The organism is Mycobacterium paraense (genome assembly GCF_002101815.1).
Lineage (GTDB): Bacteria > Actinomycetota > Actinomycetes > Mycobacteriales > Mycobacteriaceae > Mycobacterium > Mycobacterium paraense.
The window spans coordinates 113,425-139,194 of the sequence record NZ_LQPM01000030.1 but is presented as its reverse complement, the minus strand read 5'-3'; the positions used below and the strand labels follow the sequence as shown (position 1 = coordinate 139,194).

The 25,770-nt window shown below is 68.5% G+C and carries 26 protein-coding genes and 3 tRNA genes; 15 read left to right on the top strand and 14 right to left on the bottom strand.

Annotation, left to right across the window (positions count from 1 at the left end; genetic code table 11):
* Positions 1–20 precede the first annotated feature (20 nt).
* Positions 21–3,341, bottom strand: a complete 3,321-nt coding sequence (gene recB, locus AWB89_RS21700) for an exodeoxyribonuclease V subunit beta (RefSeq protein WP_085176426.1) — start codon at positions 3,339–3,341, stop codon at positions 21–23.
* Positions 3,341–6,622 (bottom strand): exodeoxyribonuclease V subunit gamma, encoded by a 3,282-nt coding sequence (gene recC / locus AWB89_RS21695; RefSeq protein ID WP_085176424.1) that lies wholly within the window; start codon positions 6,620–6,622, stop codon positions 3,341–3,343. Before recC ends, recB begins: the two co-directional genes overlap by 1 nt.
* A 104-nt stretch (positions 6,623–6,726) precedes the next feature.
* On the opposite strand from recC, the gene AWB89_RS21690 reads away from it, so the two are divergent.
* The 3 genes from AWB89_RS21690 to cynS are packed head-to-tail and all read left to right on the top strand — an operon-like array spanning position 6,727 to position 8,499.
* Positions 6,727–7,242 (top strand): nitroreductase family protein, encoded by a 516-nt coding sequence (locus tag AWB89_RS21690; RefSeq protein WP_085176422.1) that lies wholly within the window; start codon positions 6,727–6,729, stop codon positions 7,240–7,242.
* A 5-nt stretch (positions 7,243–7,247) separates the two neighbouring features.
* The gene (locus AWB89_RS21685; protein WP_085176592.1) at positions 7,248–7,997 is read left to right on the top strand and encodes a class I SAM-dependent methyltransferase; all 750 of its coding nucleotides are present in this window, start codon (positions 7,248–7,250) and stop codon (positions 7,995–7,997) included.
* Between the two features lie 46 nt (positions 7,998–8,043).
* A complete protein-coding gene (cynS, locus tag AWB89_RS21680) occupies positions 8,044–8,499 on the top strand; it encodes a cyanase (protein ID WP_443677814.1) in 456 nt (151 codons plus the stop codon).
* A 91-nt stretch (positions 8,500–8,590) separates the two neighbouring features.
* On the opposite strand, the gene AWB89_RS21675 is transcribed toward cynS, so the two are convergent.
* The 5 genes from AWB89_RS21675 to AWB89_RS21655 all read right to left on the bottom strand — a co-directional run bounded on the left by AWB89_RS21675 (position 8,591) and on the right by AWB89_RS21655 (position 13,869).
* Positions 8,591–9,070 carry a hypothetical protein gene (locus AWB89_RS21675; RefSeq protein WP_085176421.1) on the bottom strand — a complete coding sequence of 160 codons (480 nt, stop codon included), beginning with the start codon at positions 9,068–9,070 and terminating at the stop codon, positions 8,591–8,593.
* Positions 9,067–11,457 (bottom strand): molybdopterin oxidoreductase family protein, encoded by a 2,391-nt coding sequence (locus AWB89_RS21670; RefSeq protein WP_085176419.1) that lies wholly within the window; start codon positions 11,455–11,457, stop codon positions 9,067–9,069. The genes AWB89_RS21675 and AWB89_RS21670 overlap by 4 nt, the downstream gene beginning before the upstream one ends.
* Positions 11,458–11,509: 52 nt before the next feature.
* A complete protein-coding gene (locus AWB89_RS21665) occupies positions 11,510–12,205 on the bottom strand; it encodes a crotonase/enoyl-CoA hydratase family protein (protein WP_085097217.1) in 696 nt (231 codons plus the stop codon).
* A gap of 21 nt (positions 12,206–12,226) precedes the next feature.
* The gene (locus AWB89_RS21660) at positions 12,227–13,060 is read right to left on the bottom strand and encodes a hypothetical protein (RefSeq protein WP_085097214.1); all 834 of its coding nucleotides are present in this window, start codon (positions 13,058–13,060) and stop codon (positions 12,227–12,229) included.
* A gap of 95 nt (positions 13,061–13,155) precedes the next feature.
* Entirely contained in the window at positions 13,156–13,869 is a 714-nt protein-coding gene (locus tag AWB89_RS21655) for an MBL fold metallo-hydrolase (RefSeq protein ID WP_085176417.1), read from the bottom strand.
* A gap of 119 nt (positions 13,870–13,988) precedes the next feature.
* Between AWB89_RS21655 and AWB89_RS21650 the strand changes: the two genes are divergently transcribed.
* The 12 genes from AWB89_RS21650 to rplA all read left to right on the top strand — a co-directional run bounded on the left by AWB89_RS21650 (position 13,989) and on the right by rplA (position 19,005).
* Entirely contained in the window at positions 13,989–14,192 is a 204-nt protein-coding gene (locus AWB89_RS21650; RefSeq protein WP_085176415.1) for a type II toxin-antitoxin system VapB family antitoxin, read from the top strand.
* Between the two features lie 99 nt (positions 14,193–14,291).
* Positions 14,292–14,364: transfer RNA gene (locus tag AWB89_RS21645), tRNA-Thr, on the top strand.
* 36 nt (positions 14,365–14,400) lie between these two features.
* Positions 14,401–14,474 (top strand) — tRNA-Met (locus AWB89_RS21640).
* Between the two features lie 54 nt (positions 14,475–14,528).
* Complete coding sequence (rpmG, locus tag AWB89_RS21635) at positions 14,529–14,696, top strand: 50S ribosomal protein L33 (RefSeq protein WP_066907182.1); 168 nt, start codon at positions 14,529–14,531, stop codon at positions 14,694–14,696.
* A gap of 13 nt (positions 14,697–14,709) precedes the next feature.
* The gene (hadA, locus tag AWB89_RS21630) at positions 14,710–15,189 is read left to right on the top strand and encodes a (3R)-hydroxyacyl-ACP dehydratase subunit HadA (protein WP_085097205.1); all 480 of its coding nucleotides are present in this window, start codon (positions 14,710–14,712) and stop codon (positions 15,187–15,189) included.
* Positions 15,176–15,604, top strand: coding sequence for a (3R)-hydroxyacyl-ACP dehydratase subunit HadB (hadB, locus tag AWB89_RS21625; RefSeq protein ID WP_085097202.1), 429 nt, complete (start codon positions 15,176–15,178; stop codon positions 15,602–15,604). Before hadA ends, hadB begins: the two co-directional genes overlap by 14 nt.
* A gap of 15 nt (positions 15,605–15,619) precedes the next feature.
* On the top strand, positions 15,620–16,120 hold the full coding sequence (hadC, locus tag AWB89_RS21620; protein WP_085097198.1) for a (3R)-hydroxyacyl-ACP dehydratase subunit HadC: 501 nt from the start codon (positions 15,620–15,622) through the stop codon (positions 16,118–16,120).
* 144 nt (positions 16,121–16,264) lie between these two features.
* Positions 16,265–16,337: transfer RNA gene (locus AWB89_RS21615), tRNA-Trp, on the top strand.
* A 146-nt stretch (positions 16,338–16,483) separates the two neighbouring features.
* Positions 16,484–16,945 carry a preprotein translocase subunit SecE gene (gene secE, locus AWB89_RS21610; RefSeq protein WP_085176413.1) on the top strand — a complete coding sequence of 154 codons (462 nt, stop codon included), beginning with the start codon at positions 16,484–16,486 and terminating at the stop codon, positions 16,943–16,945.
* A gap of 30 nt (positions 16,946–16,975) precedes the next feature.
* On the top strand, positions 16,976–17,776 hold the full coding sequence (gene nusG / locus AWB89_RS21605; RefSeq protein WP_085176411.1) for a transcription termination/antitermination protein NusG: 801 nt from the start codon (positions 16,976–16,978) through the stop codon (positions 17,774–17,776).
* A gap of 24 nt (positions 17,777–17,800) precedes the next feature.
* Positions 17,801–18,229, top strand: coding sequence for a 50S ribosomal protein L11 (gene rplK, locus AWB89_RS21600; protein ID WP_066907205.1), 429 nt, complete (start codon positions 17,801–17,803; stop codon positions 18,227–18,229).
* Between the two features lie 68 nt (positions 18,230–18,297).
* On the top strand, positions 18,298–19,005 hold the full coding sequence (rplA, locus tag AWB89_RS21595) for a 50S ribosomal protein L1 (RefSeq protein ID WP_085097189.1): 708 nt from the start codon (positions 18,298–18,300) through the stop codon (positions 19,003–19,005).
* Here rplA and AWB89_RS21590 read toward each other — a convergent pair.
* From AWB89_RS21590 to AWB89_RS21560, 7 genes are all read right to left on the bottom strand, one after another.
* Entirely contained in the window at positions 19,002–20,219 is a 1,218-nt protein-coding gene (locus AWB89_RS21590; RefSeq protein WP_085176409.1) for an RNA polymerase sigma factor, read from the bottom strand. The genes rplA and AWB89_RS21590 overlap by 4 nt on opposite strands.
* 8 nt (positions 20,220–20,227) lie before the next feature.
* A complete protein-coding gene (locus AWB89_RS21585) occupies positions 20,228–20,926 on the bottom strand; it encodes a YciI family protein (RefSeq protein ID WP_085176407.1) in 699 nt (232 codons plus the stop codon).
* Between the two features lie 82 nt (positions 20,927–21,008).
* Positions 21,009–21,902, bottom strand: coding sequence for a hydroxymycolate synthase MmaA4 (gene mmaA4 / locus AWB89_RS21580; protein WP_085097180.1), 894 nt, complete (start codon positions 21,900–21,902; stop codon positions 21,009–21,011).
* Positions 21,903–21,982: 80 nt separating this feature from the next.
* Positions 21,983–22,864 carry a cyclopropane mycolic acid synthase family methyltransferase gene (locus AWB89_RS21575; protein ID WP_085097178.1) on the bottom strand — a complete coding sequence of 294 codons (882 nt, stop codon included), beginning with the start codon at positions 22,862–22,864 and terminating at the stop codon, positions 21,983–21,985.
* Between the two features lie 144 nt (positions 22,865–23,008).
* Positions 23,009–23,872 (bottom strand): cyclopropane mycolic acid synthase MmaA2, encoded by an 864-nt coding sequence (gene mmaA2, locus AWB89_RS21570; protein ID WP_085176405.1) that lies wholly within the window; start codon positions 23,870–23,872, stop codon positions 23,009–23,011.
* Positions 23,873–23,909: 37 nt separating this feature from the next.
* Entirely contained in the window at positions 23,910–24,770 is an 861-nt protein-coding gene (gene mmaA1 / locus AWB89_RS21565; protein WP_085097172.1) for a mycolic acid methyltransferase MmaA1, read from the bottom strand.
* A gap of 90 nt (positions 24,771–24,860) precedes the next feature.
* Positions 24,861–25,766: an alpha/beta fold hydrolase gene (locus tag AWB89_RS21560; protein WP_085097169.1), complete on the bottom strand. Its 906-nt coding sequence runs from the start codon at positions 25,764–25,766 to the stop codon at positions 24,861–24,863.
* Between the last annotated feature and the right edge of the window lie 4 nt (positions 25,767–25,770).

Genomic DNA, 25,770 nt, shown 5'->3' with positions numbered 1-25,770 from the left:
GGCGCCGATCGCCTCGACCGTCACGCGGCGGCCCTCCCGTCCTCGAGCAGGTCCGACAACGCCGCTACCAGCGACGGGGGCGGGCGCCAGCTGAACACCCCCGACGGGTGCCCGTCGATCACCGGCGTGCCGGCGCCGCACATCCCGCGCACAAACAGGTAGAGGACGCCGCCGAGATGCCGGCCGGGCTGGTAGCCGTGGACCCGCCACCGCAAGAACCGATGCAGCACAACGCTGTACAGCAGCGCCTGCAGGGGATAGTCGGAATGCAGCATCGCCTCGACCAGCCGCGCCCGGTCGTAGTCGGCGGACGTCAGGGGCCGCTCGGGATCGCCGAGCCAGTTGGTCTTGTAGTCCACCACCAGATAGCGATGGCCCGCGCCGTCGGGGATGCGCAGGACGGCATCGACCGATCCGGTGAGGTATCCGCGCAACGGCTGCCCGCCGAGCGCGCGGCCCGCCAGCCGATCGGCGTACGACGCCAGCGCGTCATCGGCGGGAAGATGCTCGCGCAGCAGCGCCCCCACGTCCGCCAGGCGGAGCTCGGGCGCGGCCGAGCGAAGGTCGCCGCCGGCCAGCGGAAACTCGAAGTCGAGCTCCCGCAGCCGATCCGGCAGCCCGATCTGCCGCAGCGTCAGGCCGCCGGCCAACGGACCCAGCGGGGTGTCGTGCATCGGCACCATCGCGTCGGCCAGCAGCTCCGGCGCCACGGCGACCGGCCACCACACCGAGTGCCGCCGAATGTTCGCCGCAAGCTCGGCGGCCAGGTCGGACGCCAACGGGTCGGCGGTCTCCAGCACGGCGTGCACTAGCGAGCCGAACTTCGCGCCCACCGGCAGATCCGCCATCGGGGACGGCACGTCCGGCCCGGATGCCGCCTGGCTCAACGCGATATCGCCGGCCTCGTCGTCCAGCTCGGTGACTTCTGGCTCGCTGCTCACCCCGGTGGCGTCGGAGGTCTCCGCCGCCCGGATGAGGCCGGAGTAGGAGGTGCGCCGCCATCCGGTGTCGATGTCGCGGTGAAAGTGGCGGCTGTCGATGTCCGACGGCACAGGTGCGGGCATCAGCGCCGGGCCCGCCACCACCACCGACTCCTCGATCACCGGACCGCCCAAGGCCTCCCACTCGCGGAACCGGGCCATCGCGTCCTCGTCGGAGATCTTCGCCGGTTCGCATTCGTCGGGCACCGCGGACTCGCCGGGCCGCCGGCCGCGCAGCAGGCGGGACAGGCCGCCATTGGGTTCGTAGTAGGCCGGCGACCACCACGCCACCACCTGCGTCTGCGCCCTCGTCAGCGCGACGTACGTCAACCGGCTGGCGTCGCCGGCATCCTCCTTGCGGCCCAGCGCTTCCACCCTGGGGAAGTCGGGGCTGTCCTTGCCGCCGACATGCAGGCACCGCACCTGGCCGTCATGGAACAGCACGATGTCGCGCTTGGCGACACTGCGGTTGAATGCGAACGGCAGGTACACGATCGGGTACTGCAGGCCCTTGCTGACGTAGACCGTCATGATCTGCACGGCGGCCGCGTCGCTGTCCAGTCGCCGGTTGCGTTCGGGTGCGCCGCCACGCTCGTCGCGTTGCTTGCGCAGCCAGTCGCGAAGTGCCGGCAAGCTGTAGCGGTCGCGGTGCGCGACTTCCTGCAGCAGCTGCGTGACGTGCGCCAGGTCGGTCATGTGCCGCTCGCCGCCCTGGGTGGAGAGCAGGCGGTCACCCATGCCCCGCAATTGGGCGGCCTCGAAGATGGCGGCGACGCCCCGTTCCCGTGCGTGGCCCGCCCACTCCCGCAACGTTTCCGCGACCCGATCGGTCAGCGCGTCGCCGCCGGCGGCCAGCGACGCCGCGGTCTCGCCGAAGAACATCGTCGCGGCCGCGGCGCGCACCATGCCCGGACGGTGCGGCTGGTCGAACGCCTCCAGCAGGCAGAGCCAATCCGCGGCGGCCGCCGACGCGAACACGTCGGTGTTGCCGGTGTACACCGCCGGGACGCCGGCATCGCAGAGCGCCCTGAAGCACGCCGCGGCGTCCTCATGCCTCTCCACGATGACGGCGATGTCGCGGGCGCGCAGCGGCTCGCCGGCGAACGTCGCGCCGCCGGCCAGCAGCGCGCGGATGTCGGCGGCGAGGTCGGCGCCGATGTGCTCGCGCAACTCGTCGATCGGCATGTTCGCCAGGCCCTTGCGCCCCAAGGCCTTTCGCGGCACCACGCGCAACCGGAAGGGATCGTTTCGCGGCGCCCCGGCCAGCCGGTGGCCCCGGTGGTAAGCGTCGACGTCGTTGACCACGATCGTGGGGTCACCGAGTTGCGCACCGCGCAGCACCACCTGCAGCCGCTCGACGAGCGCGGAATCGCTGCGCCAGTTCATGCCCAACGTCTTCTTCTCGCCCGCCGCCTCGGCCGCCTGCAGGTACGTCACGATGTCGCCGCCGCGGAACGCGTAGATCGCCTGCTTCGGATCGCCGATCAGAACGACGGTGGAGCGCCCGCTGAATGCGCGGTCGATGACTTTCCACTGCACGGGATCGGTGTCCTGGAACTCGTCGACCATCACGATCGGCCAGCGTTGGTGCATGCGGACCCGGGCGGGGGATTCGTCGGTGGCCAGCGCGTCGGCGAGTCGGCTCAGCAGGTCGTCGTAGCCCAGGACGCCCAGCCGGTGCTTGCGGGTATTCAGCTCGGCGAGAACCTCTTCCGCGAAGCCGACGCAGACGGCGGCCCGCGAGCCGGGTTCGGGGTCGCGGGGGCGCAGCTGCGTGGCCGGGTTGTTGGCCACCTCGCGCGCCAGCCGCAGCGCGTCCCGGTACTGCAACAGCGGGTCGTCGCGCTCCTGGCCGAAGTGGGCGAGGTACAGATCGTCGACGATCTCGACGATCAGCTCGTCGAGGCTCTCCAGCAGCGTGACACTGCCCGCCGTGTCGCCGGCCACGCCGAGCGAACGCAACACCAGTTGGCAGAACTGGTGGGTGGTGGCGATCGTCGCCGCGTCGAAGCCTGCCAGCGCATCGCGGAGCCGCTGCCTGCGCAGGGCGCGCTGCTGTTCGCCGGCGTCCAGCAGGTAGGCCACCAACTCGTTGTCGCCGACGATCGACGGGTCATCGAAAGACTGCACGGCTTCGACGATTTGGCAGCGGACCCGCTCGCGCAGCTCCTGGCTGGCGGCCCGGCCGAAGGTGATGAGCAACATCTGGTCCAGCGTCGCCTCGCCCTCGGCCAGGTAGCGGGTCACCAGGCCGGCCAGCGCGAACGTCTTGCCCGTGCCGGCGCTGGCCTCCAGCACGGTGGTGGACCGCCGGGCCGGCAGGGGACCCAGCAGGTCGAAACGCTCCGCCGCCCGGCTCATCATGGCTTCCGCTCCGCGCGCAGCATCGGCAGCCACAGCCGGGCGGCGTAGGCGCCGAGCCGGTTGTCCTCGCCGTCGCATTCCTCGCCCGGCCGCAGCGGCTGCATGAGGTCGGCCAGCCGCGCCTTCCTGCCCCAGGCCCGCACGTGCGCCGGCTCCTCGTCCTCGTATTTCCAGCGATATTCCGCCTCGCGTTCGGGGTCGTCGCCGCAGTGCCGCGCGGCCGCCCAGGCGTAGGACGTCTTGATGGGCAACGGAATCGGCTCCCGGCGCCCCGCGTCGTAGATCGCCACCAGATCGCGCAGTATCGCGACGGCGTCGTCGTGGGGGCGCCCCAGCCCTTCCACCCGCGGGCCCGTGCCCCGCTTGCGACGCCCGATGCACACCGTCGACCAGTCGCGGGAAGGGTCGTGGACGATCAACGCCAGCAACGGGATCCACGACTCGAGCAGGTGCTTGCCGTCGAGCTTGGAATAGGTGACCGACACCAGCCGCTCGCCATACACCGGCGACACCGTGCCCGTGAGCCGCCGGCCGGAGCCGAGGTCGATGTCGACGTCATACGCCCGGGCGTCCGCCCGCCGATGCTGCTGGGTGGCCGCGGCCAGCAGCGCGGCCTGATCGCGAACCTCGGCCGCCTTGCGCCAACCCAATTGGCCCGGCGGCAGCGTGCCCCGGCGCCACTCGGCCTGACGCGCGTCGTCCGGTGTCATCCCGAGCAGGATGTCGCCGAGCATGCGGTCGCCGACCGTCCACTCCTCGAGGCTGTTGATGTCGACCGGCATCGCGTCCTGCACGCCGTCGACGTCGCGGGGCAGCGTGAAGTCCAGCGCGCGGAAGAAGCCCTTCACCGGGTCCTTGAAGAAGCCGACGAGGTCGGCGAGGATCACGTCGTCGGGGCGCGGCGGCGGCAGCGGTCCGGAAATGAACGGCGGCGCCTCGCCGCGTTCACCCGCCGCGGCCCGCGCGGCGCGCAGCACCGTCGGGTCGAACGTGAACGGAACGCCCGGCACCAGCCTGCCCGGGATCACGTTGCGAATGTCGAACGGCTGCAACGGATGCTGGACGACGACGCGCCCGCGGATCTCGTCCGGCTTTTCGCTGGGCACGGTCATGTCGAGGGTGTCCAGCAGCTCGGCCAGGGGCACCGCGGGCGGGCGCGGCTGGCCGGAATATTCGTTGGCGCCGGTGTAGGTGATCACCAGGTGTTCGGTGGCCGCGCCGATGGCGTCCAGCAGCAATTGCCGGTCCTCGGAACGGATGTCGCGTTCACCGGTCATCGGGTCGCGGGCCAGCACGTCGTCACCGTCCACGACACCAAGGCGCGGAAACACGCCGTCGTCCAGCCCGACGAGGCAGACCACCCGGTGCGGCACCGAGCGCATCGGCACCATGGTGCACACGGTCAGGGTGCCGGTGCGGAAGTTGGCCCGCGTCGGGCGCCCGGCGAGGTGCCGGTCGAGCAGCGCCCGGATGTCGGGCAGCTGCAGCGTGGTGCCTGCGCGCGGGCCGGCATCGGACAACACCCGCGCGAATTCGCGGTGCAGCTGGCTGGTTTGCCACAGGTCCGCATCGTCGATGTGCGCCAGCACCGCGATGCCGTCGGTCAGGGCCGCCAGCCACTCCCGCAGCGGCCGCGCCCCGCTGAGCGAGTCGACCGCGCGCTGCAGCCGGTCGACGAATTCGGCGAACTGGCCGGCCAATTGGACGCGGTTGCTGCTGACATCGTCGAGGGGCAGGGTGGAATCGATCCAGGCGTGCGAATCGTCGGACATCGCGACCCCGGCCAGCACGCGGTCGATGCCGAAACGCCAAGTGTTGTGCACGAAGTCGACGTGGTACGGCCGCCGATGCTCCTGGTCGAAGCCCCACCGGATGTTCGCCTGCCGGACCCAGCGGGTGATCGCCTCCAGGTCGTCATCGGTGAAGCCGAAGCGGGCGCGCACCGGCGCGGCCTCGGCGAAGTTGAGCACCTCGCTGGCGGTGACCCTGCCGCCGGCCAGCCCCAGCAACTGCGCGGCCAGGCCGAGCAGCGGATTGGTCTGGGTGGGCGACCGGTCCGCGAGCCGCACCCGCAACCGGTGGGCCGGATGCGCGCCGTGCACCACGTCGCCGAGCCCGAAGTCGGCGACGATCAGCGGCGCGTACGTCTCGATGTCCGGACACATGACCAGGATGTCGCGCGGCTCCAGCGTCGGGTCGTCCTGCAGGAGGCCGAGCAGCACCTCGCGCAGCACGTCGACCTGCCGGGCCGGGCCGTGGCAGCTGTGTATCTGGACGGAGCGGTCATCGGCGGCGAGCTTGCGGCCTTGTGGCCGAACGGCATTCGCGGCGATGTCGGACTGCAGCCAGCCGAGCAGCGTGCCGGGGCGTGTCCGGCCGGGGAGGTATTCGTCGGTTCGCGGATCCGCGGGCAGGCTGCGTTGCAACTCGCGGAGGTCCCTGCCGAGCGTCGCCAGCAGCGGGTGCGAGACGTCCCGGTGGCTGACGTCCTCGCGGCGGGGGATGGCGCCGTGGCCGCCGGCCAGCGCCCGCCAGAGCTCGTCGCTGGGGTGGGGCAGCCACAGGTGCAGGTCGTGGTGGGTCGCCAGCGCTTCGAGCAGCTGCACGTCGGTGGCGGCCAGCCGGGTGTGCCCGAACAGCGACAGCCGCGCCGGCAGGTCGCTGGGCCCCTCCCGCAACCGCACGATCGTCTTGTGGTGGCGGACGTGCGGGGGATCGGCGTCGACGCGCTCGACCAACGCCCGCCACAGCTCCGGCTGCCAGCGCAGGTCGGAGGCGACGTCGCCGGCGTCGCCGTCCAACCAGCCGCTGAGCAGTTGCGGACGCTGGCGCGCGTAGGAGGCGAACAGGCCGGCCAGCCGGCGCGCGGTCGCATAGCGCCGGGCCCGGCGCAGCTGCGCCTCCTCGCCCGTGTCGAAATGGCCCAAATGCGTTGCGAGCGTTGCGCACCACGGCTCGTCCAGGCTGCAGTCGATGGCCTCCAGCAGCGGCCACGTCATCGCCTCCGGTGACCAGGGATCGTCGTCGACCGTGCCGGTGATCTCGGCGATCAGCGAGGCCGGGCTGCGGAATGCCACGCCCGCGCACACCCCGTCGCCGGCGCCGGGCCTGCACCCCAGCGCGTGCGACAGCCGCTGGCTGAGCCAGCGTTCCACGCCGCGCGCCGGGACCAGCACCAGCTCCTGGGCGAACGGATCGGTGAGCGGGTCGGCCAACAGGGCGCCCAGACCGTCGGCGAGTGAGTCGGTGCGTTCGGCACGGTGGAGATGGAGGGCCATTGCGCTGCCACCATAGAACGCCGCACCGACGGCCGGGGATGATTCTGCGCCGACATGCCGTTCGACGGTGGTGGCAGCATGGGCAAGGACTGAGAGGAAAGACGATGGAAGCTTGGGACGCGATCTGCGCGCGGCGCAATGTGCGGCAGTACAAGTCGGAACCGGTGCCCGAAGCCGACCTGGACCGCATCGCCGAGGCCGGCTGGCGGGCGCCGTCGGCGAAAAACCGGCAGCCGTGGGACTTCGTGATCGTCACCGATCCGGCTCAGCTGCAAGAGTTGTCCACGGTCTGGCGGGGCGCCGGTCACATCGCCGCGGCCGCGGCCGCGATCGCGATCGTCGTGCCGGTGCCGCCCGATGAGCGCCGGCTCGTCACCGACAACTACGACGTCGGCCAGGCCACGATGGCGATGATGATCGCCGCCACCGACCTGGGCATCGGCACCGGCCACTCGTCGGTGGGGGACCAGGACAAGGCGCGCGCCATCCTCGGGGTGCCCGACGATCACCAGGTGGCCTTCCTGCTGGGCATCGGCTATCCCGCCGACCGTCCGCTCGCCCCGATACGCAAGCCGGATCGACGGCCGTTCGCCGAGGTCGTGCACCACGGGCGGTGGTAAGCGGCGTGCATGACCACCGCGGCGATTACGGAATCGACGGCTCGTTCAAGACGATCTCGGCGCGCGGGCAGGCGATAAGCGTCGTCGCCCAGGCCGCCGCGCTGGCGCTGTGGGCCGGGATCAGCTGGGCGCGCGGCCGCAGGGTGACGGCGGCGCTGGCCGGAACCTGGGCGGTCGCGCTGCTCTCCGCGATGGCGTCGTACGTCTACGCGACTCGCTCGGGCAAATTCGTGGTGTGGGACCGGGTCCTGGACGGGCTGGGGCTGCGCGGCGACGAAACCGTCCTCGACCTCGGCTGCGGACGCGGCGCGGTGTTGCTCGCCGCCGCCAAGCGGCTACCTGCCGGCCGCGCGATAGGCGTCGACCTCTGGCATGCGGACCAGACCGACAACTCGCAGGATGCCACGTCGGCCAACGCGGCCCTGGAGGGCGTCGCCGACCGCGTTGAGGTGCGCACCGCCGACATGACGGCCCTGCCGCTGCCCGACGAGAGCGTCGACGTCATCGTCAGCAACCTGGCGATCCACAACATCCCCACCCGCGCCGGCCGCCGGCAGGCGCTTGCGGAGGCGGTTCGCGTGTTGCGGCCGGGCGGTCGCCTCGCCATCGCCGACCTCTGGGAGACCCGTCAGCACGCCGCCCGCCTGCGCGAGTTGGGATGGCGAAACGTGCGGCGCCGCAACGTCGGATGGCGCATGTGGTACGGCGGCCCGTGGATCTCGACGCGCTTGGTCACCGCGACGAAACCGGGGTGACGCCCACGCCCTGCGACGTCGGTTCGGCGGTGCAATGCTGATACGCATGACGAGAAACGAACTCACCGAACAGATCGTCGTCGCGCGGCTGGCCAAGGGACTGACCTGGCAGGAGCTGGCCGACGCGATCGGCAGGCCGGTGCTGTGGACCACGTCGGCCCTGCTGGGTCAGCATCCGATACCCGCCGAGCTCGGCAAGGTTCTCGTCGAGATGCTCGGTCTCGACGAGTCGGCGGTGCCGGTGCTGGCCGCGGTGCCGGTGCGCGGCGGCCTGCCCACCGCCGTTCCGACCGACCCGACCATCTACCGCTTCTACGAGGCGCTGCAGGTGTACGGCGGCGCCATCAAGGAAGTGATCCACGAGCAGTTCGGCGACGGCATCATGAGCGCGATCAACTTCAGCGTCGACCTGCGGAAGAGGCCGCACGAGTCGGGCGACCGGGTGGTGGTGACGTTCGACGGCAAGTTCCTGCCCTACCAATGGGTCTCGGCCGAAGGGTGAAGTGACGGCGCGCCGCATCCGTGCCACACTGGCCGCGAGGAGGCGAGCAACGCGGTGGCCAGGTCTTTCCCCGGTCACCGCGTTCGCACGCTCAGCTCATCAGCACTTGCGGTGAGAGTTCTTTGAGCATGGCGTTGGCCCAGCGCATCTGGCGCAGCGTCTCGGGATGACAGCGCGACGCCAGGCCCAGCAGCTCGGAGTCCTTGGCCGCCTGCGCGCCCTGGGCCAGCAGCTCCCAGTCCAGCGACGCTCCCGCGGCCAGCCGGTGGACCCGCCGCAGGTCGGCGAGGAGTAGCAACCCGGGTTCGGGCCGGCGCCGCAACAGCCCGCTCATCCGCGACTGGACGGAACCCACGATGGCGCCGGTGCGCGGCTCGGGGGACAGGCTCAGGCCGTAGTGGCGACCGTGCTCGGCCAGCTGGCTCAGGTGCTGCGCCGACCAGCCGGCCATGTCGTGGGCCAGGTGATAGATGTCCTGATCGCTGCGGTGCCGGGCGGCCACCACGTTGAGGGCGTGCGCCAGCTTCCGTTCCGAGCGATGCAGCTCGCGGATGGCCAGTTTGAGCTTCATCGTCGTGCCCCCGCCGGCAGGGCCTCGGTCGCCGCCGCGCGCGCGGCACCGTTTCCGCCGACCGATTGCGCCGGGGCCTTGCGCAGCCGGGCGGCCGCCGTCTTGTAGATCGGCTGCTTGGACACCGGATCCCAGTCGGTCAGCGTGAGCTCGTTGCCCGCCCGGTGGTGGCCGTCGGTGCCGTCGGTGTCCCAGTAGCCGTAGTGGAACGGGACGAACAGCACCCCGTCGCGGATGCCGCAGATCCGGGCGGGGCACCGGACGCACCCGCGCGGCGTGCTCACCTCGACGATGTCGCCCTCCTCGATGCCGAGCCGCTCGGCGTCGCGCGGCGAGACCTCCACCCACACTTCGGGTGCGGCCCGCTGAAGCTGTTGCGCGCGAGCCGTTTTCGTTCGGGTGTGGAAGTGGTACACGGTGCGCCCGGTGATCAAGGCGAACGGGTACTCGGGGCTGGGCCGCTCGTGCGGCGGCATGTATTCGGCCGCCTTGATGATGGCCTTGCCGTAGGGGTTCATCGCGCGGTATTCGGTCGGCTCCAGCGGGGCGCCGGTGATGAGGTCCTTGCCGTACGCCTCGCAGTAGTCCGGTGTCGCCCAGAATTGGGCGTCGGCGTAGAGGCGCTCGGTCCCGTCGGGATGCTCTGCGTTGCAGGGCCATTGCACGCCGCTGCCGCCGCGCAGCTTCGCGTAGCTCAGGCCGGTGTAGTCGCACGGGCGGCCCGCGCTGCACTTCTTCCACGCCTCGAACGCCGACTCCGGATCGGTCCAGGGCGGAAACGAGTGGCCGTCCTTGTCGTGGAAGTCCATCCGCCGCGCGTAGTCGAGGAAGATCTCGAGATCCGAACGCGCGGAACCCGGTGGCTCCACGGCCTTTTCGGACAGGTGCACGGTGCGATCGGCGTTGGTGAACGTGCCGGTCTTCTCGCCCCACGCCGCGGCGGGCAACACGACGTCGGCCAGTGCGGCGGTCTCCGTCATGAAGATGTCCTGCACGACCAGGAACAGCCGGTCCTGGGACAGGATGTCGCGGATCCGCGGCAACTCCGGCAGGGACACCGCGGGATTGGTGGCGGTGACCCACAGCATCCGCAGCGTGCCCTCCTCGGCGAAGCGGAACATCTGCATCGCGTGCGTCGGCGGTGCGTAGTGCGGAATCTGCAGGGGCTCAAGGTTCCACAGCTTCGCCAGCTCGGTGATGTGGGCGTCGTTGGCCCAGTTGCGGAAGCCGGCCAGGTCGCCGTCAGCGCCGCACTCGCGGGTGTTCTCGGCCGTCGGCTGCCCGTTCATCTGCAGCACGCCGCAGCCGGGCTTGCCCAGCATGCCGCGCAGCAGGTGAACGTTGTTGACCTGCACGGCCGCCGCGGTGGCCTGATGCGACTGATAGAAGCCCTGCAGCACGGTCGAGAGCAACCGTTCCGCGGTGCCCAGCAGTCGCGCCGCGTGGCGGACGTCCTCGGCGTCCACGCCGCAGATCTCGGCGACCCGCTCGGGCGGAAACTCCTCGACCCGGCGGCGCAGCTCGTCGAAACCGACGGTGTGCGCGTCGATGTAGTCGCGGTCGATCCAATCGTGGGCGATGATCTCGTGCAGCAGGCCGTTCATCAGCGCCACGTTGGTGCCCGGCAGCGGCGCCAGATGCACGGTGGCGTGCCGGGCCACCGGCGTGAGCCGGGGGTCCACGCACACGATGGCCGGCGGGTTGCTGCCGGCCAGCCGGTCCAGCATCCGAGCCCACAACACCGTCTGCGTCTCCGCGACGTTATGGCCGAACAGCGCGATGACGTCGGCGTGGTCGACGTCGGTGTAGGAGCCCGGTTGCCCGTCGCAGCCGAACGTTTCCTTCAGCGCCTCGGCGGCGGTCGCGGTGCAGAGCCGGGTGTTGCCGTCCACGTGGTTGGTCCCGATCGCCCCGTGCGCGATGGCCCCCTGCGTGTAGTACGCCTCGAGGAACAGCTGCCCGGAGGTGTAGAAGCCGATCGAGCTGGGGCCGAAGTCGTCGAGCAGTTGCCGGCTGCGCAGCACGATGCGGCCCATGGCGGTGTCCCAGTCGCACGGCTGCAGTTCGCCTCCGACCCGGACCAGCGGCGTCGTCAGCCGGTCCGGTGAGGCGTTGGCCTGCCAGCCGAACAGGTCCTTCGGATCGAGCCTGCCGTGGTTGACCCGGTCGACCCCGCGGCCCCGGACCCCGACGATCCGCCCGTCCTTGACGGCGATGTCCAGGCCGTCGCCGTTGGAGTGCAACACCGCCGCCGACTGCACCCACCGGTCGACCGAGTCCGGGGTGACCCCGTCCGCCAGGTAGGTGTCGACCCGCTCCGGCCACGGGGTGCCCGGCTCGTACGGCGTCCGCGGTCCCCAGGGGTCGGCGATGCGGTCTGCTGACACGCCGGAAGGCGTACCCGGCCGGGGGTGGTCAAAACCTCAGGCGGTCAGCGCCTCAGAGCCCGAACTCCGCCTCTAGCCCGTCGATTCCGGCGCGGATCGCCTTCAGCGCGTCGGCGCGGGCGCGCAGCTTGGTTGCGGCGTGGGCGCGCTGGTGCAGGCCGGCGAATTCGCGCGCGGCCTCCTCGGCGCGGTCGACCACCATCTCGGGCAGCACGATTTCGTCGACGAAGCCGGCGGCCAGCGCCGTTTCACCGAAGAAGGTCTTGGCCAGCCCGACGGCCTGCTGGTAGGCCGACTGCGTCAGGCGCAGCTTCATGATCTCCAGGGCCGCATACGGGATGACCATGCCGATCGCCACCTCGTTGGCCTGAATGCTGTACGCGTGGGCGGCCACCCGGTGGTCGCCGGACGACAACAGGAACGCGCCCATCGCGATGGCGTGGCCGGTGCAGGCCATCACCACCGGCTTGGGATGGGACAACAGCCGATACGCCAGCTCGAAGCCGCCCCTGAGCATGTCGATCGCCGGCTGCGCCTCGCCGGAGGTGAGGATCTTCAGGTCGAACCCGCCGCTGAACACCCGCTCGTTGCCGGTGATCACCAGCGCCCCCGCGTTGTCGCTGTCGGCCCGGTCGATCGCCTCGTTCAGGGCCTGCTGCATCGTCGGGCCCAGCGCGTTGACCTTGCCGTCGTCCATCCGGATGACCGCGATGGAATCCTTCTGGCTGTAGTGCACCGGGCCGCTCATGGGTCGCTCCTTGGTCCTCGGTCAGACGTGCTGGCTGCGGTGTTTGGCCAGGTCGGCTTCCGCGTTGCCCCAGCGCAGGCTGACGTCGGTGGGCTGGTCGAGCAGCCGGGTGCGCCAGCGGTCCTGCGTCTCCTGCACGGCGCCGTTGATTCGTTCGATCTCGCTGCGGAACACGTCGGGACGCGTTTCCTTGCTCGCGTAATGGAAGTAGGTCAGCAGCCCCCGCAGCAGCTCCAGCTTCTGCTTTTCCCGCTTCGCCAGGTCGTGGGTGGTCATCAACTCGATGCGCTGCACCGGCGGCAGCGCGTCCCAGTCCAGCACGACGCTGGTCTGCAGCACGGGCCGCTCGGCCTCCCAGAACCGCCAGCCGCGCGGCTTGTCCGGGCGGTCGTAATAGACCACCGAGCCGGCGAAGCGCGACTCGATGCCGGTTCCGATTTCGGCGCGGTCGAGCGCCGAATCCCACACCATGCGCCATTCCTGGCCGGGCGCGAGGACCGGCAACTCGCGCGGCAGTTGCAATTCGACGACATCGGCGTAGCCGTCGGCGGCGTTTTCGTATTCGGCCACCGTCGGTGGGTTGGCAAACTCGAACCGGATGTCATAGGCCGCGGTCTGACCGAAATTCCGGACGACGAGTTCGATCACGTGCCAGTCGGCGGGATGGGGTTCCATGAACATCGCGACCTGCGGCCGGGTCCGCTCCGCCGACTGCCGACGGTTCAGTTTGAGCTGCCGGTTTATGAAGACCAGCGCGACGACACCCAGCAGTATCGCCGCCCACGCCGCCCACGCCAGCCAGGTGCCCGACCCCACCTGGGTGACCCCCTGCCAGGTGCTCCGGATCCACCCCATTCGCCCCACCCTTTCTTTCGCTGGACCGATAGTAAAGGCGTTCGGCGCGCATTGCCGATCCGGGAACTCATCGGGCGCAATCAAAAATGGCCCGCTCAGCCGCCCATCAACATTCGCCACTGGTCGAGATTCGCCGCGCGGTAGACGTAGTTCGAGCGCTTGACCTCCGACAGCGACGCGCTGGGCTCGGCCGAATACCAATGCCCGGGAAACACCGTCGGATCACCCGGCAGGGTGGCGAGCCTTTGCAGGCTGCGATACATCTCGTCGGAGTTGCCGCCGGGAAAGTCGGTGCGCCCGCAGCCGTCGAGGAACAGCGTGTCGCCGGCGACCAGGCGGTCCCCAAGCAGGAAGCACTGGCTGCCGGGTGTGTGACCCGGGGTGTGCAGCAGCTCGATCTCGATGTCCCCGACGCTGACCTTGTCGTGGCCCTCGTGGGTGGTGAGATCGCCGAGGCCGATCCCGGTGACCCGCGAAACCCAAAGGGCCTCATGGGTGTTCACGTGCACGGGGACGGACGCCCGCTCCAGCAGCTCGGCCAGGCCCTTCAGCTCGAAACCCATCATCGAACCGCCCACATGGTCGGGGTGGTGGTGGGTGACCAGCACCCCGGACAGGTGCATGCCGTCGCTCTCGAGCGCGTCGAGCAGGTCGCCGGCCGCGTAGGCGGGGTCGACCACCAGGCAGTCCCCGGTCTGCCGGTCCCCGATCAGGTACGCGAAGTTGCGCATCTGCGTCGCGACCATGTCGCCGGCGGCGAAATCGCGACCCGACAGGAGTTGACGAAAGTACAGCCGGTCCTCTGACACCCGACCAGACTAGTGGCGATCACGAGCGCTCCGCTGGGGGCCTTTCATCGGCGCGCGGTTTGCCGGCACACGCCCGTCGCCCATCGGTTGAGCCCCTGCGCAATGGGTATTGTTGGCGCATGAAGAAGCGGGTCGAGATCGAAATCGACGACGATCTGGTCCAAGAAGTGATTCGTCGGTTCCATGTGGCCGACACCCGTGAGGCCGTCCATCTCGCGTTGCGGACGTTGGTGGGGGAGGCGGACGCGACGGACGACCAGGGGGACGAGTACGACGAATTCAGCGACCTCAGCGCGTGGCAACTGCGCCACGACGCAAACTAGTCGAGGAGCCGCCCCCCAGCCGATCCGTGGTTTGGTGACGTTGCGCGCCAGGCTGTAACCTCTTTTAGGCCCGCGGCACGACTGTCGCTTGGGTGAACGGCCCCCTTAGCTCAGTCGGTAGAGCGTTTCCATGGTAAGGAAAAGGTCAACGGTTCGATTCCGTTAGGGGGCTCGGCGGACGCCGAGCTGGCAGGCGGCGCGTACCAGAGGCGATGTAGCTCAGTCGGTTAGAGCGAACGACTCATAATCGTTAGGTCGCCGGTTCGAGTCCGGCCATCGCTACAACACAACACAGCACAACAACGCGAGTTTTTCACCAGAGCAGAGAGAACGGACATGGCTTCCAGTACCGACGTGCGGCCGAAGATCACCTTGGCGTGTGAGGTGTGCAAGCACCGTAACTACATCACCAAGAAGAACCGCCGCAACGACCCCGACCGGATGGAGCTGAAGAAGTTCTGCCCGAACTGCGGCAAGCACCAGCCACACCGCGAGACGCGCTAGGGGCGGTCCACCGGTGTCGTTGAGCACAAAAATCGTCGGGATGCACTACCGCTACCCCGACCATTACGAGGTGGAGCGGGAGAAGATCCGCGAGTACGCGGTCGCGGTGCAAAACGACGACACGTACTTCTACGAGGAGGACGCAGCGGCCGAGCTCGGCTACAAGGGCCTGCTGGCGCCGCTGACGTTCATCTCCGTCTTCGGCTACCAGGCGCAGTCGGCGTTCTTCAAGCACGCCAAGATCGCCGTCGAGGACGCGCAGATCGTCCAGGTCGACCAGGTGCTGAAATTTGCGAAGCCGATCGTGGCGGGGGACAAGCTGTACTGCGACGTGTGGGTGGACTCGATGCGCGAGTCGCACGGCACCCAGATCATCGTGACCAAGAACATCATCAGCGACGAAGCCGGTGACGTTGTGCAGGAGACCTACACGACCCTGGCGGGGCGTGCCGGCGAGGATGGAGAAAAGGGATTTTCTGATGCCACTGCGTGAGTTCAGTTCGGTCAAGGTGGGCGACAAGCTCCCGGAGAAGACCTATCCGCTGACCCGTCAGGACCTGGTGAACTACGCCGGGGTGTCCGGCGACCTGAACCCGATCCACTGGGACGACGAGATCGCCAAGGTCGTCGGGCTGGACACCGCGATCGCCCACGGCATGCTGACCATGGGGCTGGGCGGCGGCTACGTCACGTCGTGGGTGGGCGACCCCGGCGCGGTGACCGAATACAACGTGCGGTTCACCGCCGTGGTGCCGGTGCCCAACGACGGCAAGGGCGCCGAGCTGGTGTTCAGCGGCCGGGTGAAGTCCGTCGACCCGGAGAGCAAGTCGGTGACGATCGCCCTCACGGCGACCACCGGCGGCAAGAAGATCTTCGGACGGGCCATCGCGTCGGCAAAATTGGCGTAGGCGGGGGCTTGCTTCATGGCTTTGAAAACCGACATCCGCGGGATGATCTGGCGGTATCCGGACTACTTCGTGGTGGGCCGCGAACAGCTCCGTGAGTTCGCCCGCGCCATCAAATGCGACCACCCCGCCTACTTCGACGAGGACGCGGCCGCCGAGCTCGGCTACGACGCGATCGTCGCGCCGCTGACGTTCGTGACGATCCTCGCCAAGTACGTCCAGCTGGACTTCTTCCGGAACGTCGACGTGGGCATGGAAACGATGCAGATCGTCCAGGTCGACCAGCAGTTCCTGTTTTACAAGCCGGTGCTGGCCGGCGACAAGCTGTGGGCCCGGATGGACATCCACTCGGTGAACGAGCGCTTCGGCGCCGACATCGTGGTCACCAAGAACATCTGCCACAACGACGACGGCGAGCTCGTGCTGGAGGCCTACACCACCTTGATGGGCCAGCAGGGCGAGGAATCCGCCCGGCTCAAATGGGACAAAGACTCCGGACAGGTCATCAGAACGTCGTAATTAGTGTCTGACACCCGCCTCGATGTACACTCGGACCTCGGGGTTTTCCCAGCATTAGCGCGCTTTCCGGGATTCGAGCATTCGGGGAGCGCGCGTGTCATGTAAGCCCCGGCAGGTAAGCGCAGGTTGGCCTGCCAACCGCGAAGGGGCGTAGCTCAACTGGCAGAGCAGCGGTCTCCAAAACCGCAGGTTGCAGGTTCAAGTCCTGTCGCCCCTGCTAACGGCCGTCCGGCGACGATGCAGGCCGGGACGGCCTGAGGAGGAGCCGGACAATGGTTCGTGCCGTGCCATGGTGGACACTGGAAGAAAGTGCCCCATGACAATGGGACGGCTCGCGGGATACAGCAAACAAAGGAGCATGCGGTGAGCGACGAGGGCGACGCAGCCAACGACGCCGCACGCGACGGCGGCGACACCGAGGACAGCCGCGACAGCGGCGGCCGGACGGCCGTGGTGACGCGGCCGCAACGGCCGACCGGCAAGCGGTCGCGGCAGCGCGCGGCCGATGCCGACGAAGTCGACGTGGAGTCGCCGGACGAGGCCGAGGACGCCAAGGAGGACAAGGCCAAGAAGGGCCGGGCGGGCAAGAAGGCGAAGGCCTCGAAGAAGCCGCGGAAGCCCGGCGACCGTTCGGTCAATCCGTTCGTGTTCGTCTACAACTACCTCAAGCAGGTCGTTGCGGAGATGCGGAAGGTGATCTGGCCGAACCGCAAGCAAATGCTCACCTACACCTCGGTGGTGTTGGCGTTTCTCGCCTTCATGGTGGCGCTGGTCGGCCTGGCGGATTTCGGCCTGGCCAAGCTCGTGCTGCTGGTGTTCGGCTGAGCTTGAGAAAGACAGAGAGGACTGAAAACCGTGACTACCTTCGACGGTGACACGTCCGCGGGTGAAGCGGTCGACGTGCAAGAGGTCGCTGAGACCCCAGAGGCCACTGAAGCCACGGAAGCGGCCGAAGCCACTGACGCCGCCCCTGAGGCCCCCGAGGCCACCGAGACCACTGAACAGGCCGAGCCGGCCGAAGAGGCCGAGGAGGCCGACCCCGCCGCCGCGCTCAAGGCGGAGCTGCGCAGCAAGCCCGGGGACTGGTACGTCATCCACTCGTACGCGGGATACGAGAACAAGGTGAAAGCCAACCTGGAAACGCGCGTGCAGAACCTGGACGTCGGCGACTACATCTTCCAGGTCGAGGTGCCCACCGAAGAGGTCACCGAGATCAAGAACGGCCAGCGCAAGCAGGTCAACCGCAAGGTGCTGCCCGGCTACATCCTGGTGCGCATGGACCTGACCGACGACTCGTGGGCCGCGGTGCGCAACACCCCGGGGGTCACCGGGTTCGTCGGCGCGACCTCGCGCCCGTCGGCCCTGGCGCTCGACGACGTGGTCAAGTTCCTGCTGCCGCGGGGTGCGGCGAAGAAGGCCGCCAAGGGCGCGGCCAGCACCGCCGCCGTCGCCGAGGCCGGCGGCCTGGAACGTCCCGTCGTCGAGGTCGACTACGAGGTCGGCGAATCGGTCACCGTCATGGACGGGCCGTTCGCGACGTTGCCGGCCACGATCAACGAGGTCAACGCCGAGCAGCAGAAGCTCAAGGTCCTGGTGTCGATCTTCGGCCGCGAAACGCCCGTCGAACTGACGTTCAGCCAAGTCTCCAAGATTTAGTCAGGAAGGAACGAACAACATCTCATGGCCCCGAAGAAGAAAGTCGTCGGGCTGATCAAGCTCCAGATCCAGGCCGGGCAGGCCAACCCCGCCCCGCCGGTCGGTCCCGCGCTCGGCCAGCACGGCGTCAACATCATGGAGTTCTGCAAGGCGTACAACGCCGCCACGGAAAACCAGCGCGGCAACGTCATCCCGGTGGAGATCACGGTCTACGAGGACCGCAGCTTCACCTTCGCGCTCAAGACGCCGCCCGCGGCCAAGCTGCTGCTGAAGGCGGCCGGCGTCGGCAAGGGCTCGGCCGAGCCGCACAAGACCAAGGTCGCCAAGGTCAGCTGGGATCAGGTCAAGGAGATCGCCGAGACCAAGAAGGCCGACCTCAACGCCAACGACATCGACGCCGCCGCCAAGATCATCGCCGGCACCGCCCGGTCGATGGGCATCACCGTCGAGTAGCAAGTCAAGCCGTGGGAGGGCCAGCTTCGGCCCGCTAACCACGACCCAACATCGGATTGGATGAATCAATGAGCAAGAACAGCAAGGCATACCGCGCCGCCGCCGAGAAGGTGGACCGCAACAACCTGTACAGCCCGCTGGAGGCGGCCAAGCTCGCCAAGGAGACGTCGTCGGCCAAGCAGGACGCGACCGTCGAGGTGGCCATCCGGCTCGGCGTCGACCCCCGCAAGGCCGACCAGATGGTCCGCGGCACCGTCAACCTGCCGCACGGCACCGGTAAGACGGCCCGGGTCGCGGTGTTCGCCGTGGGCGACAAGGCCGAGCAGGCGCAGGCCGCCGGCGCCGACATCGTCGGCAGCGACGACCTGATCGAGAAGATCCAGGGCGGATTCCTGGACTTCGATGCGGCGATCGCCACCCCCGACCAGATGGCCAAGGTCGGTCGCATCGCCCGCATCCTGGGCCCGCGCGGCCTGATGCCGAACCCCAAGACCGGCACCGTCACCCCCGACGTCGCCAAGGCCGTGTCCGACATCAAGGGCGGCAAGATCAACTTCCGGGTGGACAAGCAGGCCAACCTGCACTTCGTCATCGGCAAGGCGTCGTTCGACGAGAAGAGCCTGGCGGAGAACTACGGCGCCGCAATCGACGAGGTGCTGCGGCTCAAGCCGTCGTCGTCGAAGGGCCGCTACCTGAAGAAGATCACCGTGTCGACGACCACGGGCCCCGGCATTCCGGTGGACCCGGCCGTCACCCGCAACTTCGCCGAGGCCTAGCCACCGCACTCGGCGATGCGCCGCCGCAAGAAGTCGCGGCCCGGCTCGGAACCGTTGGATTCCAACGCCGTGCGGTACCAGCGCGCGGCCTCGGCGTGCCGCCCGGCGCGCCGCAGCAGATCGGCGCGCACGGTCGCGACGAGGTTCGACCGGGCCAGCCGGGGATCGTGCGCGACGGAGTCCAGCGCGGTCAGGCCGGCCTCGGGCCCGTCGCGGAAACCGATCGCCAGCGCGCGGTTGGCGCGCACCACCGGGGAGTCGGTGATCTGCAGCAGCCGGTCGTAGGCCGCGCAGATGGTGACCCAATCCGTCTGCTCCCAGGACGGTGCCGTCGCGTGCAGCGCGGCGATCACCGCCTGCGGCAGGTACGGGCCGGTCGATCCCTCGGCCTGCCGCAACCGCTCCAGCCCGCGCGCAATGCGCCCGCGGTCCCATCGGCGGCGGTCCTGCTCGTCGAGGGGCACCAGGGCTCCCGCGGAGTCGACCCGGGTCGCCCGCCGCGAATCGTGCAGCAGCACCAGCGCGGCCAGGGCGTGCGCCTCCAGCTCGTGCGGCATCAGCGCGCACAGCTCCCCGGCCAGCCGGACCCCCTCGTCGCACAGTTCGTCCCGAATCGCCGACGGGCCCGCCGTCGACCAATAGCCCTCGGTGAACACCGAGTAGATGCAGGCGAGCACGTGCGGCGTGCGCTCGGGCAGCAGCACGGCGGGCGGCACCCGCAGCGGGATGTTCGCGTGCCGAACCTTGTTCTTGGCGCGCGTGATTCGTTGACCGATCGCCGCTTCGCTCTGCAAAAGCGCGCGGGCGATCTCACCGACGGTCAGCCCGGACACCAGCCGCAGCGTGAGCGCCAGCTGCGACGGCCGGTCCAGCGCCGGGTGCGCGCAGGTGAACATCATCCGCAGCTCGTCGTCGCGGACCGGATGCGGGTCGACGCCGTCGGTGCGCGCGAGGATCTCGTCCATCACCGCCGCCAATTCCTTCCCGGGACGCGTCGATTCGCGGCGCAGCCGATCGCGGGCGCGGTTGCGCGCCACGGTCACCAGCCAGCCGCCGGGACTGTCCGGCATCCCGTCGCGGGGCCAGGCGCGCAGCGCCTCGGCGCAGGCTTCCTGGACGGCGTCCTCCGCGATCGTGAGGTCGCCGGACCACCGCGCGAGCGCGGCGACGGCGGGTCCCCATTCGCGACGGAAGACGCCGTCCAGGTTGGTCATTCGCGCATCTAGAGCCCGGACACCCCGGCCAGCTGCCGCACCTGCACGGTCGAGGCGGGGATCATCGAGGCGATCTTGACGGCCTCCTCGCGATCCGCGGCGCCGAGCAGGTAGATCCCCGTGGCGATTTCGGCGCCCTCCACATACGGGCCGTCGGTGATCAGAACCTCGCCGTTGCGCACCCGCACGGTCGTGGCCGTGGACCGGTCGTGCAGCGCGGCTCCGCCGATGATGTGATCGCCCGCGGCGGCGTGCAGATCGGCGTGCTTGGCCGCGACCGCCTCCCACTCCGGCGTGCCCGGCGTGTGCGCGGATTCGGCCGGCTCCAGCAGCAGCGCGAGCCAGTCGTTGCCGGTGAGCTTGCGGGACAGCTCAATCGAGTGGACCGCGGGCCACACTTCCACGGCGCCGAACTTGGCGAGCGGGATGTCGCGCGCCAGCGCCAGCGCCTCGTCGAGGTTCTCGGCCTCGAACACGTAGTAGCCGCAGGCCACCTCCGCGGCCTCGGCGAAGGGGCCGTCGGTGACCACCGGCGCGTCCGGGCCGCCGGTGATGGCCACCGCCGCGGCGGCGGGGGCCAGCGCGTCCCCGGATTTGATGGCCGGGCCGGCCTTGGCGTGGAAGCTCTCCCATTCCGCCATGGCGGCGGCCGCATCTTCGGGTGCGCGGTCTTGCTCCTGGCTGATCAACAGCGCGAAGTACTGCATGTGTCGTCACCTCCGGTAGTGAGCGAAACCCTGTGTTCCACTCTCTACCTACTCGACGAACGGCGCAGCCCCGATCCGACAGTTAGGCGGCGCCCGGCTTGAGGTAGGTCACCAGGCTGCAGTCGAGCATCTCGTCGGTGAAGTAGTGCTCGCAGCCGCGCAGGTACTTCATGTACCGCTCGTAGACCTCTTCGGAGGTGACCTCGATGGCCTTGTCCTTGTTGGACTCCAGCGTGTCACCCCAGATGCGCAGCGTCTTGATGTAGTGCGGCCGCAGCGAAAGCGGTTCGGGCACAACGAAACCGGCCTTCTGGCCGTGCTCGACCATCATCTCGGTGGACGGCAGCCGGCCGCCCGGGAAGATCTCGGTGATGATGAACTTGATGAAGCGCGCCGTCTCGAAGGTCAGCTTCTTGCCCCGGGCCGCCATCTCGAACGGGTGGTAGCTGACGCTGCTCTGAATCGTCATGCGGCCGTCGTCCGGCATGATGTCGAAACACCGCTTGAAGAAGTCGTCGTAGTTCTCGTGCCCGAAGTGCTCGAAGGCCTCGATCGACACGATCCGGTCGACGGGCTCGTTGAAATCCTCCCAGCCGTGCAGCCGAACGTCGTGCGAGCGGGTCGTGTCGAGTGCACCCAGCACCTGTTCGCAGCGGGCGTGCTGGTTCTTGGACAGCGTCAGGCCGATGACGTTGACGTCGTACTTCTCGATCGCGCGCCTCATGGTGGTGCCCCAGCCGCAGCCGATGTCGAGCAGGGTCATGCCCGGCTTGAGGTCGAGCTTGTCCAGGTTCAGGTCGATCTTGGCGTACTGCGCCTGTTCCAGCGTGATGTCCGGCGGCTCGAAATACGCGCAGCTGTAGATGCGGCTCGGGTCCTGGAACAGGGCGAAGAAGTCGTCGGAGACGTCGTAGTGCGCCTGAATGTCTTCGAAGCGCGTCCGCGTCTTCGTCGGGCTAGTCGGTTGATCAGCCATTATCCGTCTTGTTCTCCTGGGAGTTCACTGCCGAAGACGCGGTGGGGCGCCGTCGAGATTCCTGACGACGATACCGAAGTTCACTTCTCCAACGTGAACTGGTTGCAGTCGATGTAGCCGATGCGGAATGCCTTGGCGGAACCGGTCAGGAACTTCATGTACCGCTCGTAGACCTCTTCGGACTGGATCGCGATGGCCTCGTCGCGGTGGGCCTCGAGGGCCTCGGCCCAAAAGTCCAGGGTCGTGGCGAAGTCCTGTTGCAGCGACTGGCGGCGGGTCACCTTGAAGCCGACCTTCTCGGAGTGCTCCTCGACGGTCTCGATCGTCGGCAGCCGGCCGCCGGGGAAGATCTCGGTCACGATGAACCGGATGAACTTGGCCATCTCCATGGTCAACGGGATGCCACGCTCCATGACCTGCTTCACGTGCAACCCGGTGATGGCGTGCAGCGCCATCACGCCGTCGGCGGGCATGGCCTCGTAGGCGAACTTGAAGAAGTCGTCGTAGCGGTGGAAGCCGAAGTGCTCCAACGCCTCGATGATGATGATGCGGTCCACCGGGTCGCTGAAGTCGGCCCAGTCGCGCAGCAGCACCCGGCGCGAGCGGTCGCTGTCGACGCCGTCGAGCACCTGCTGGCAGTAGGCGTGCTGGTTCCTCGACAGGGTCAGGCCGACGACGTTGACGTCGTACTTTTCGATCGCCCGCTTCATCACGGAGCCCCAGCCGCAGCCGACGTCCAGCAGGGTCATCCCGGGCTGCAGCCCCAGCTTGTCCAGCATCAGGTCGATCTTGGCGATCTGCGCTTCCTGCAGGGTCATGCCCTCGCGCGGGAAGTAGGCGCAGCTGTAGGTGCGGGTCGGATCCACGAACAGCGCGAAGAACTCGTTCGACAGATCGTAATGTGCGCGGACATTGTCGGAATCCGACCGCATCCGCGTCGCCCCCACTCGATTTTCAGACATTTCGTCCTCCCGACCGGACAGGCACCCTATCCAGGTGGCCGTCCTCGGCACCCTACACGCGGCCGCGCGCATCCTTTGCATTTAACAGCGCATGCCCCTGGGTTTTTGGATCCAGTCCGCACCCCAGTGTGACGGGTGCCTCCCCTATTTCTCCAGCGTGAACTGATTGACGTCGATGTAGCCGATCCGGAATGCGTCGGCGCAGCCGGTCAGGTACCGCATGTAGCGCTCGTAGACCTCTTCGGACTGGATCGCGATGGCCTCGTCCCGGTGCGCCTCGAGGGCCTGCGCCCACAGATCCAGCGTCCTGGCGTAGTGCGGCTGCAGCGATTGGCGGCGGGTCAGCGTGAAACCCGCCTTCGCCGAGTGCTCCTCCACCATCTCGATCGACGGCAAGCGGCCCCCGGGGAAGATCTCGGTGACGATGAACTTGATGAACCGGGCCATCTCGAACGTCAGCGGTATGCCGCGCTCGATGCATTGCGGCCCGGTGAGCCCGGTGATCGTGTGCAGCAGCAGCACGCCGTCCTCGGGCAGCACGCGACGGGCCATCGCGAAGAAGTCGTCGTAGCGATCGTGGCCGAAGTGCTCGAACGCGCCGATCGACACGATGCGGTCGACGGGCTCGTCGAACTGTTCCCAGCCGGCCAGCAGCACCCGCTTGGTGCGCGGGTCGTCCATGTCGTCGAAGGACTTCTGCACGTGGACGGCCTGGTTCTTCGACAGCGTCAGGCCGACGACGTTGACGTCGTACTTTTCCACCGCCCGGCGCATGGTGGCGCCCCAGCCGCAGCCGACGTCGAGCAGCGTCATGCCGGCCCGCAAGCCCAGCTTCCCCAGCGCCAGGTCGATCTTGGCGAGCTGCGCCTGCTCGAGCGTCATGTCGTCGCGTTCGAAGTACGCGCAGCTGTAGGTCTGGCTGGGGTCCAAAAACAGGCGGAAGAAGTCGTCGGACAAGTCGTAGTGCGCCTGCACGTCGTCGAAGTGCGGCGTCAGATCCTTGGCCATGGCGCTCGATGCCTCCCTCGGCCCCGTTGGTGCCAGGTCACTTGGTGAGGGTGAACTGCCCGACGTTAATGAGCCCCCTGCGGAACCGTACCGCGCACCCGGTGAGGTAGTGCATGAAGTTGTTGTAGACCTCTTCGGACTGCAGCTCGACGGCGCGGTCGCGGTTGGCCTCCAGGTTGGCGGCCCAGGTGTCCAGGGTTCGCGCGTAGTGCTGCTGCATTAGTTGGGTCTGCTCGAGGGAGAACCCCGCGGCGCGCGCGTTGTCGACGATGTCGGGCTCGGAAGGAAGTTCGCCGCCGGGGAATATCGACTCGCGCAGGAATTTGAGGAAGCGCAGGTCGCTCATCGTCAGCGCGATGCCCTGCTCGTGCAACCAGCGACGGTCGTAGGTGAACAGGCTGTGCAGCAGCATCCGGCCGTCGTCGGGCAGCATCTCGTAGGAGCGTTCAAAGAACGCGCCGTAGCGCTCCTTGTGGAACGCGTCGAACGCCTCGAACGAGACGATCCGGTCGACCTTCTCGTCGAATTCTTCCCAGCCCTGCAGCCGCGCCTCCGCGTGCCGCGTCGTGTCGAGCGCGGCGAGCCTGGCCTTGCTGCGCTCATAGTGGTTGCGGCTCAGCGTAAGTCCGATGACGTTCACGTCGTACTTCTCGACCGCGCGCACCAGCGCGCCGCCCCAGCCGCACCCGACGTCGAGCACCGTCATGCCGGGTTCCAGATTGAGCTTGTCCAGCGCCAGATCCAATTTGGCGAGTTGCGCCTCTTCCAGGGTCATGTCGTCGCGCTCGAAATACGCGCACGTGTAAACCCAGGTGGGGTCGAGAAAGAGGCCGAAGAAGTCGTCCGAAATGTCGTACGCCGCTTGCGAGTCCTCGTAGTAGGGTTTCAGCTCGGCCATTATTAGACATCCTCCCAACGCCAACCGTACAACGCGGTAAGAGCTTCCGTGAAATTCACAGGGCAGTGGCGAAAGCCGCCGATCTCGGCTTCAGCTGGCCTCGGCGAAGTTGCTAGTCAGCACGCTGATCAACCGATCCCACAATTGCTGAGGCAGGTCGTGACCCATGCCGTCGAATAAGAATAGTCGAGCGCCGTCGATGGCGCGTGCGACCGCGCGTCCGCCCGATGGACGCATGAGTTTGTCGGCCCGGCCGTGCAGCACCACGGTCGGTGCGACCGTCCGCCGGTTGTAGCCCAGCAGGCTGCCGCTGGCCATGATCGCGCTGAAGTGCCGCGCCACGCCCCACGGGTAGTAGCTGCGTTCGTAGCCCTCGATCGCCTCGGCCCGGACCTGCTCCTCGGGCGCCTGGTAGCGCGGGCTGCCGGTGATCCTCGTGACGCGCACGACGTTGTCGACGATCACCTCGCGGGGGGAACCGGGCGGCGGCCCTTTGAGGACCGCCAGCAGGGCGCGCGGGGCCGGCGGCGGCAGGAACGGGCGGTTGTTGCTGGAGAAGATGACCGCCAGGCTCTTGGTCCGCTCGGCGAACCGCCCCGCGAAGACCTGCGCGATCATGCCGCCCATCGACGCGCCGACGATGTGGGCGCGCTCGATGCCCAGCTGATCCAGCACGGCCGCGGCGTCGTCGGCCAGGTCTTCCAGCGCGTAGGCCGCCTCGCCCCGCAGCCCGAACCAGAACCGCAGCAGCCGCGGGACCAGGGGCGAGCCGGCGCCCGCCCTCGGCGTCTTGTCGGACAGCCCGACGTCGCGGTTGTCGTAGCGGATGACGCGCAAGCCCTGGGCGACGAGCTTCTCGCAGAACCCGGTTCGCCACAGCAGCAGCTGGGCGCCCAGCCCCATGATCAGCAGGACGGGCGGGTGATCGACGTCGCCCATGTCCTCGTAGTACAGCTTCAGGTCGCCCGAAATGGCATGGCCGGTGCGGATTTCCATCGGG

Bases quoted from the DNA above. Each gene is read 5' to 3' on its own strand.
- recB (WP_085176426.1), bottom strand. From the start codon at position 3,341: ATGAGCCGGGCGGCGGAGCGTTTCGACCTGCTGGGTCCCCTGCCGGCC.
- recC (WP_085176424.1), bottom strand. From the start codon at position 6,622: ATGGCCCTCCATCTCCACCGTGCCGAACGCACCGACTCACTCGCCGAC.
- AWB89_RS21690 (WP_085176422.1), top strand. From the start codon at position 6,727: ATGGAAGCTTGGGACGCGATCTGCGCGCGGCGCAATGTGCGGCAGTAC.
- cynS (WP_443677814.1), top strand. From the start codon at position 8,044: ATGACGAGAAACGAACTCACCGAACAGATCGTCGTCGCGCGGCTGGCC.
- AWB89_RS21675 (WP_085176421.1), bottom strand. From the start codon at position 9,070: ATGAAGCTCAAACTGGCCATCCGCGAGCTGCATCGCTCGGAACGGAAG.
- AWB89_RS21665 (WP_085097217.1), bottom strand. From the start codon at position 12,205: ATGAGCGGCCCGGTGCACTACAGCCAGAAGGATTCCATCGCGGTCATC.
- AWB89_RS21660 (WP_085097214.1), bottom strand. From the start codon at position 13,060: ATGGGGTGGATCCGGAGCACCTGGCAGGGGGTCACCCAGGTGGGGTCG.
- AWB89_RS21650 (WP_085176415.1), top strand. From the start codon at position 13,989: ATGAAGAAGCGGGTCGAGATCGAAATCGACGACGATCTGGTCCAAGAA.
- rpmG (WP_066907182.1), top strand. From the start codon at position 14,529: ATGGCTTCCAGTACCGACGTGCGGCCGAAGATCACCTTGGCGTGTGAG.
- hadB (WP_085097202.1), top strand. From the start codon at position 15,176: ATGCCACTGCGTGAGTTCAGTTCGGTCAAGGTGGGCGACAAGCTCCCG.
- hadC (WP_085097198.1), top strand. From the start codon at position 15,620: ATGGCTTTGAAAACCGACATCCGCGGGATGATCTGGCGGTATCCGGAC.
- rplK (WP_066907205.1), top strand. From the start codon at position 17,801: ATGGCCCCGAAGAAGAAAGTCGTCGGGCTGATCAAGCTCCAGATCCAG.
- rplA (WP_085097189.1), top strand. From the start codon at position 18,298: ATGAGCAAGAACAGCAAGGCATACCGCGCCGCCGCCGAGAAGGTGGAC.
- AWB89_RS21590 (WP_085176409.1), bottom strand. From the start codon at position 20,219: ATGACCAACCTGGACGGCGTCTTCCGTCGCGAATGGGGACCCGCCGTC.
- AWB89_RS21585 (WP_085176407.1), bottom strand. From the start codon at position 20,926: ATGCAGTACTTCGCGCTGTTGATCAGCCAGGAGCAAGACCGCGCACCC.
- mmaA4 (WP_085097180.1), bottom strand. From the start codon at position 21,902: ATGGCTGATCAACCGACTAGCCCGACGAAGACGCGGACGCGCTTCGAA.
- AWB89_RS21575 (WP_085097178.1), bottom strand. From the start codon at position 22,864: ATGTCTGAAAATCGAGTGGGGGCGACGCGGATGCGGTCGGATTCCGAC.
- mmaA2 (WP_085176405.1), bottom strand. From the start codon at position 23,872: ATGGCCAAGGATCTGACGCCGCACTTCGACGACGTGCAGGCGCACTAC.
- mmaA1 (WP_085097172.1), bottom strand. From the start codon at position 24,770: ATGGCCGAGCTGAAACCCTACTACGAGGACTCGCAAGCGGCGTACGAC.
- AWB89_RS21560 (WP_085097169.1), bottom strand. From the start codon at position 25,766: ATGGAAATCCGCACCGGCCATGCCATTTCGGGCGACCTGAAGCTGTAC.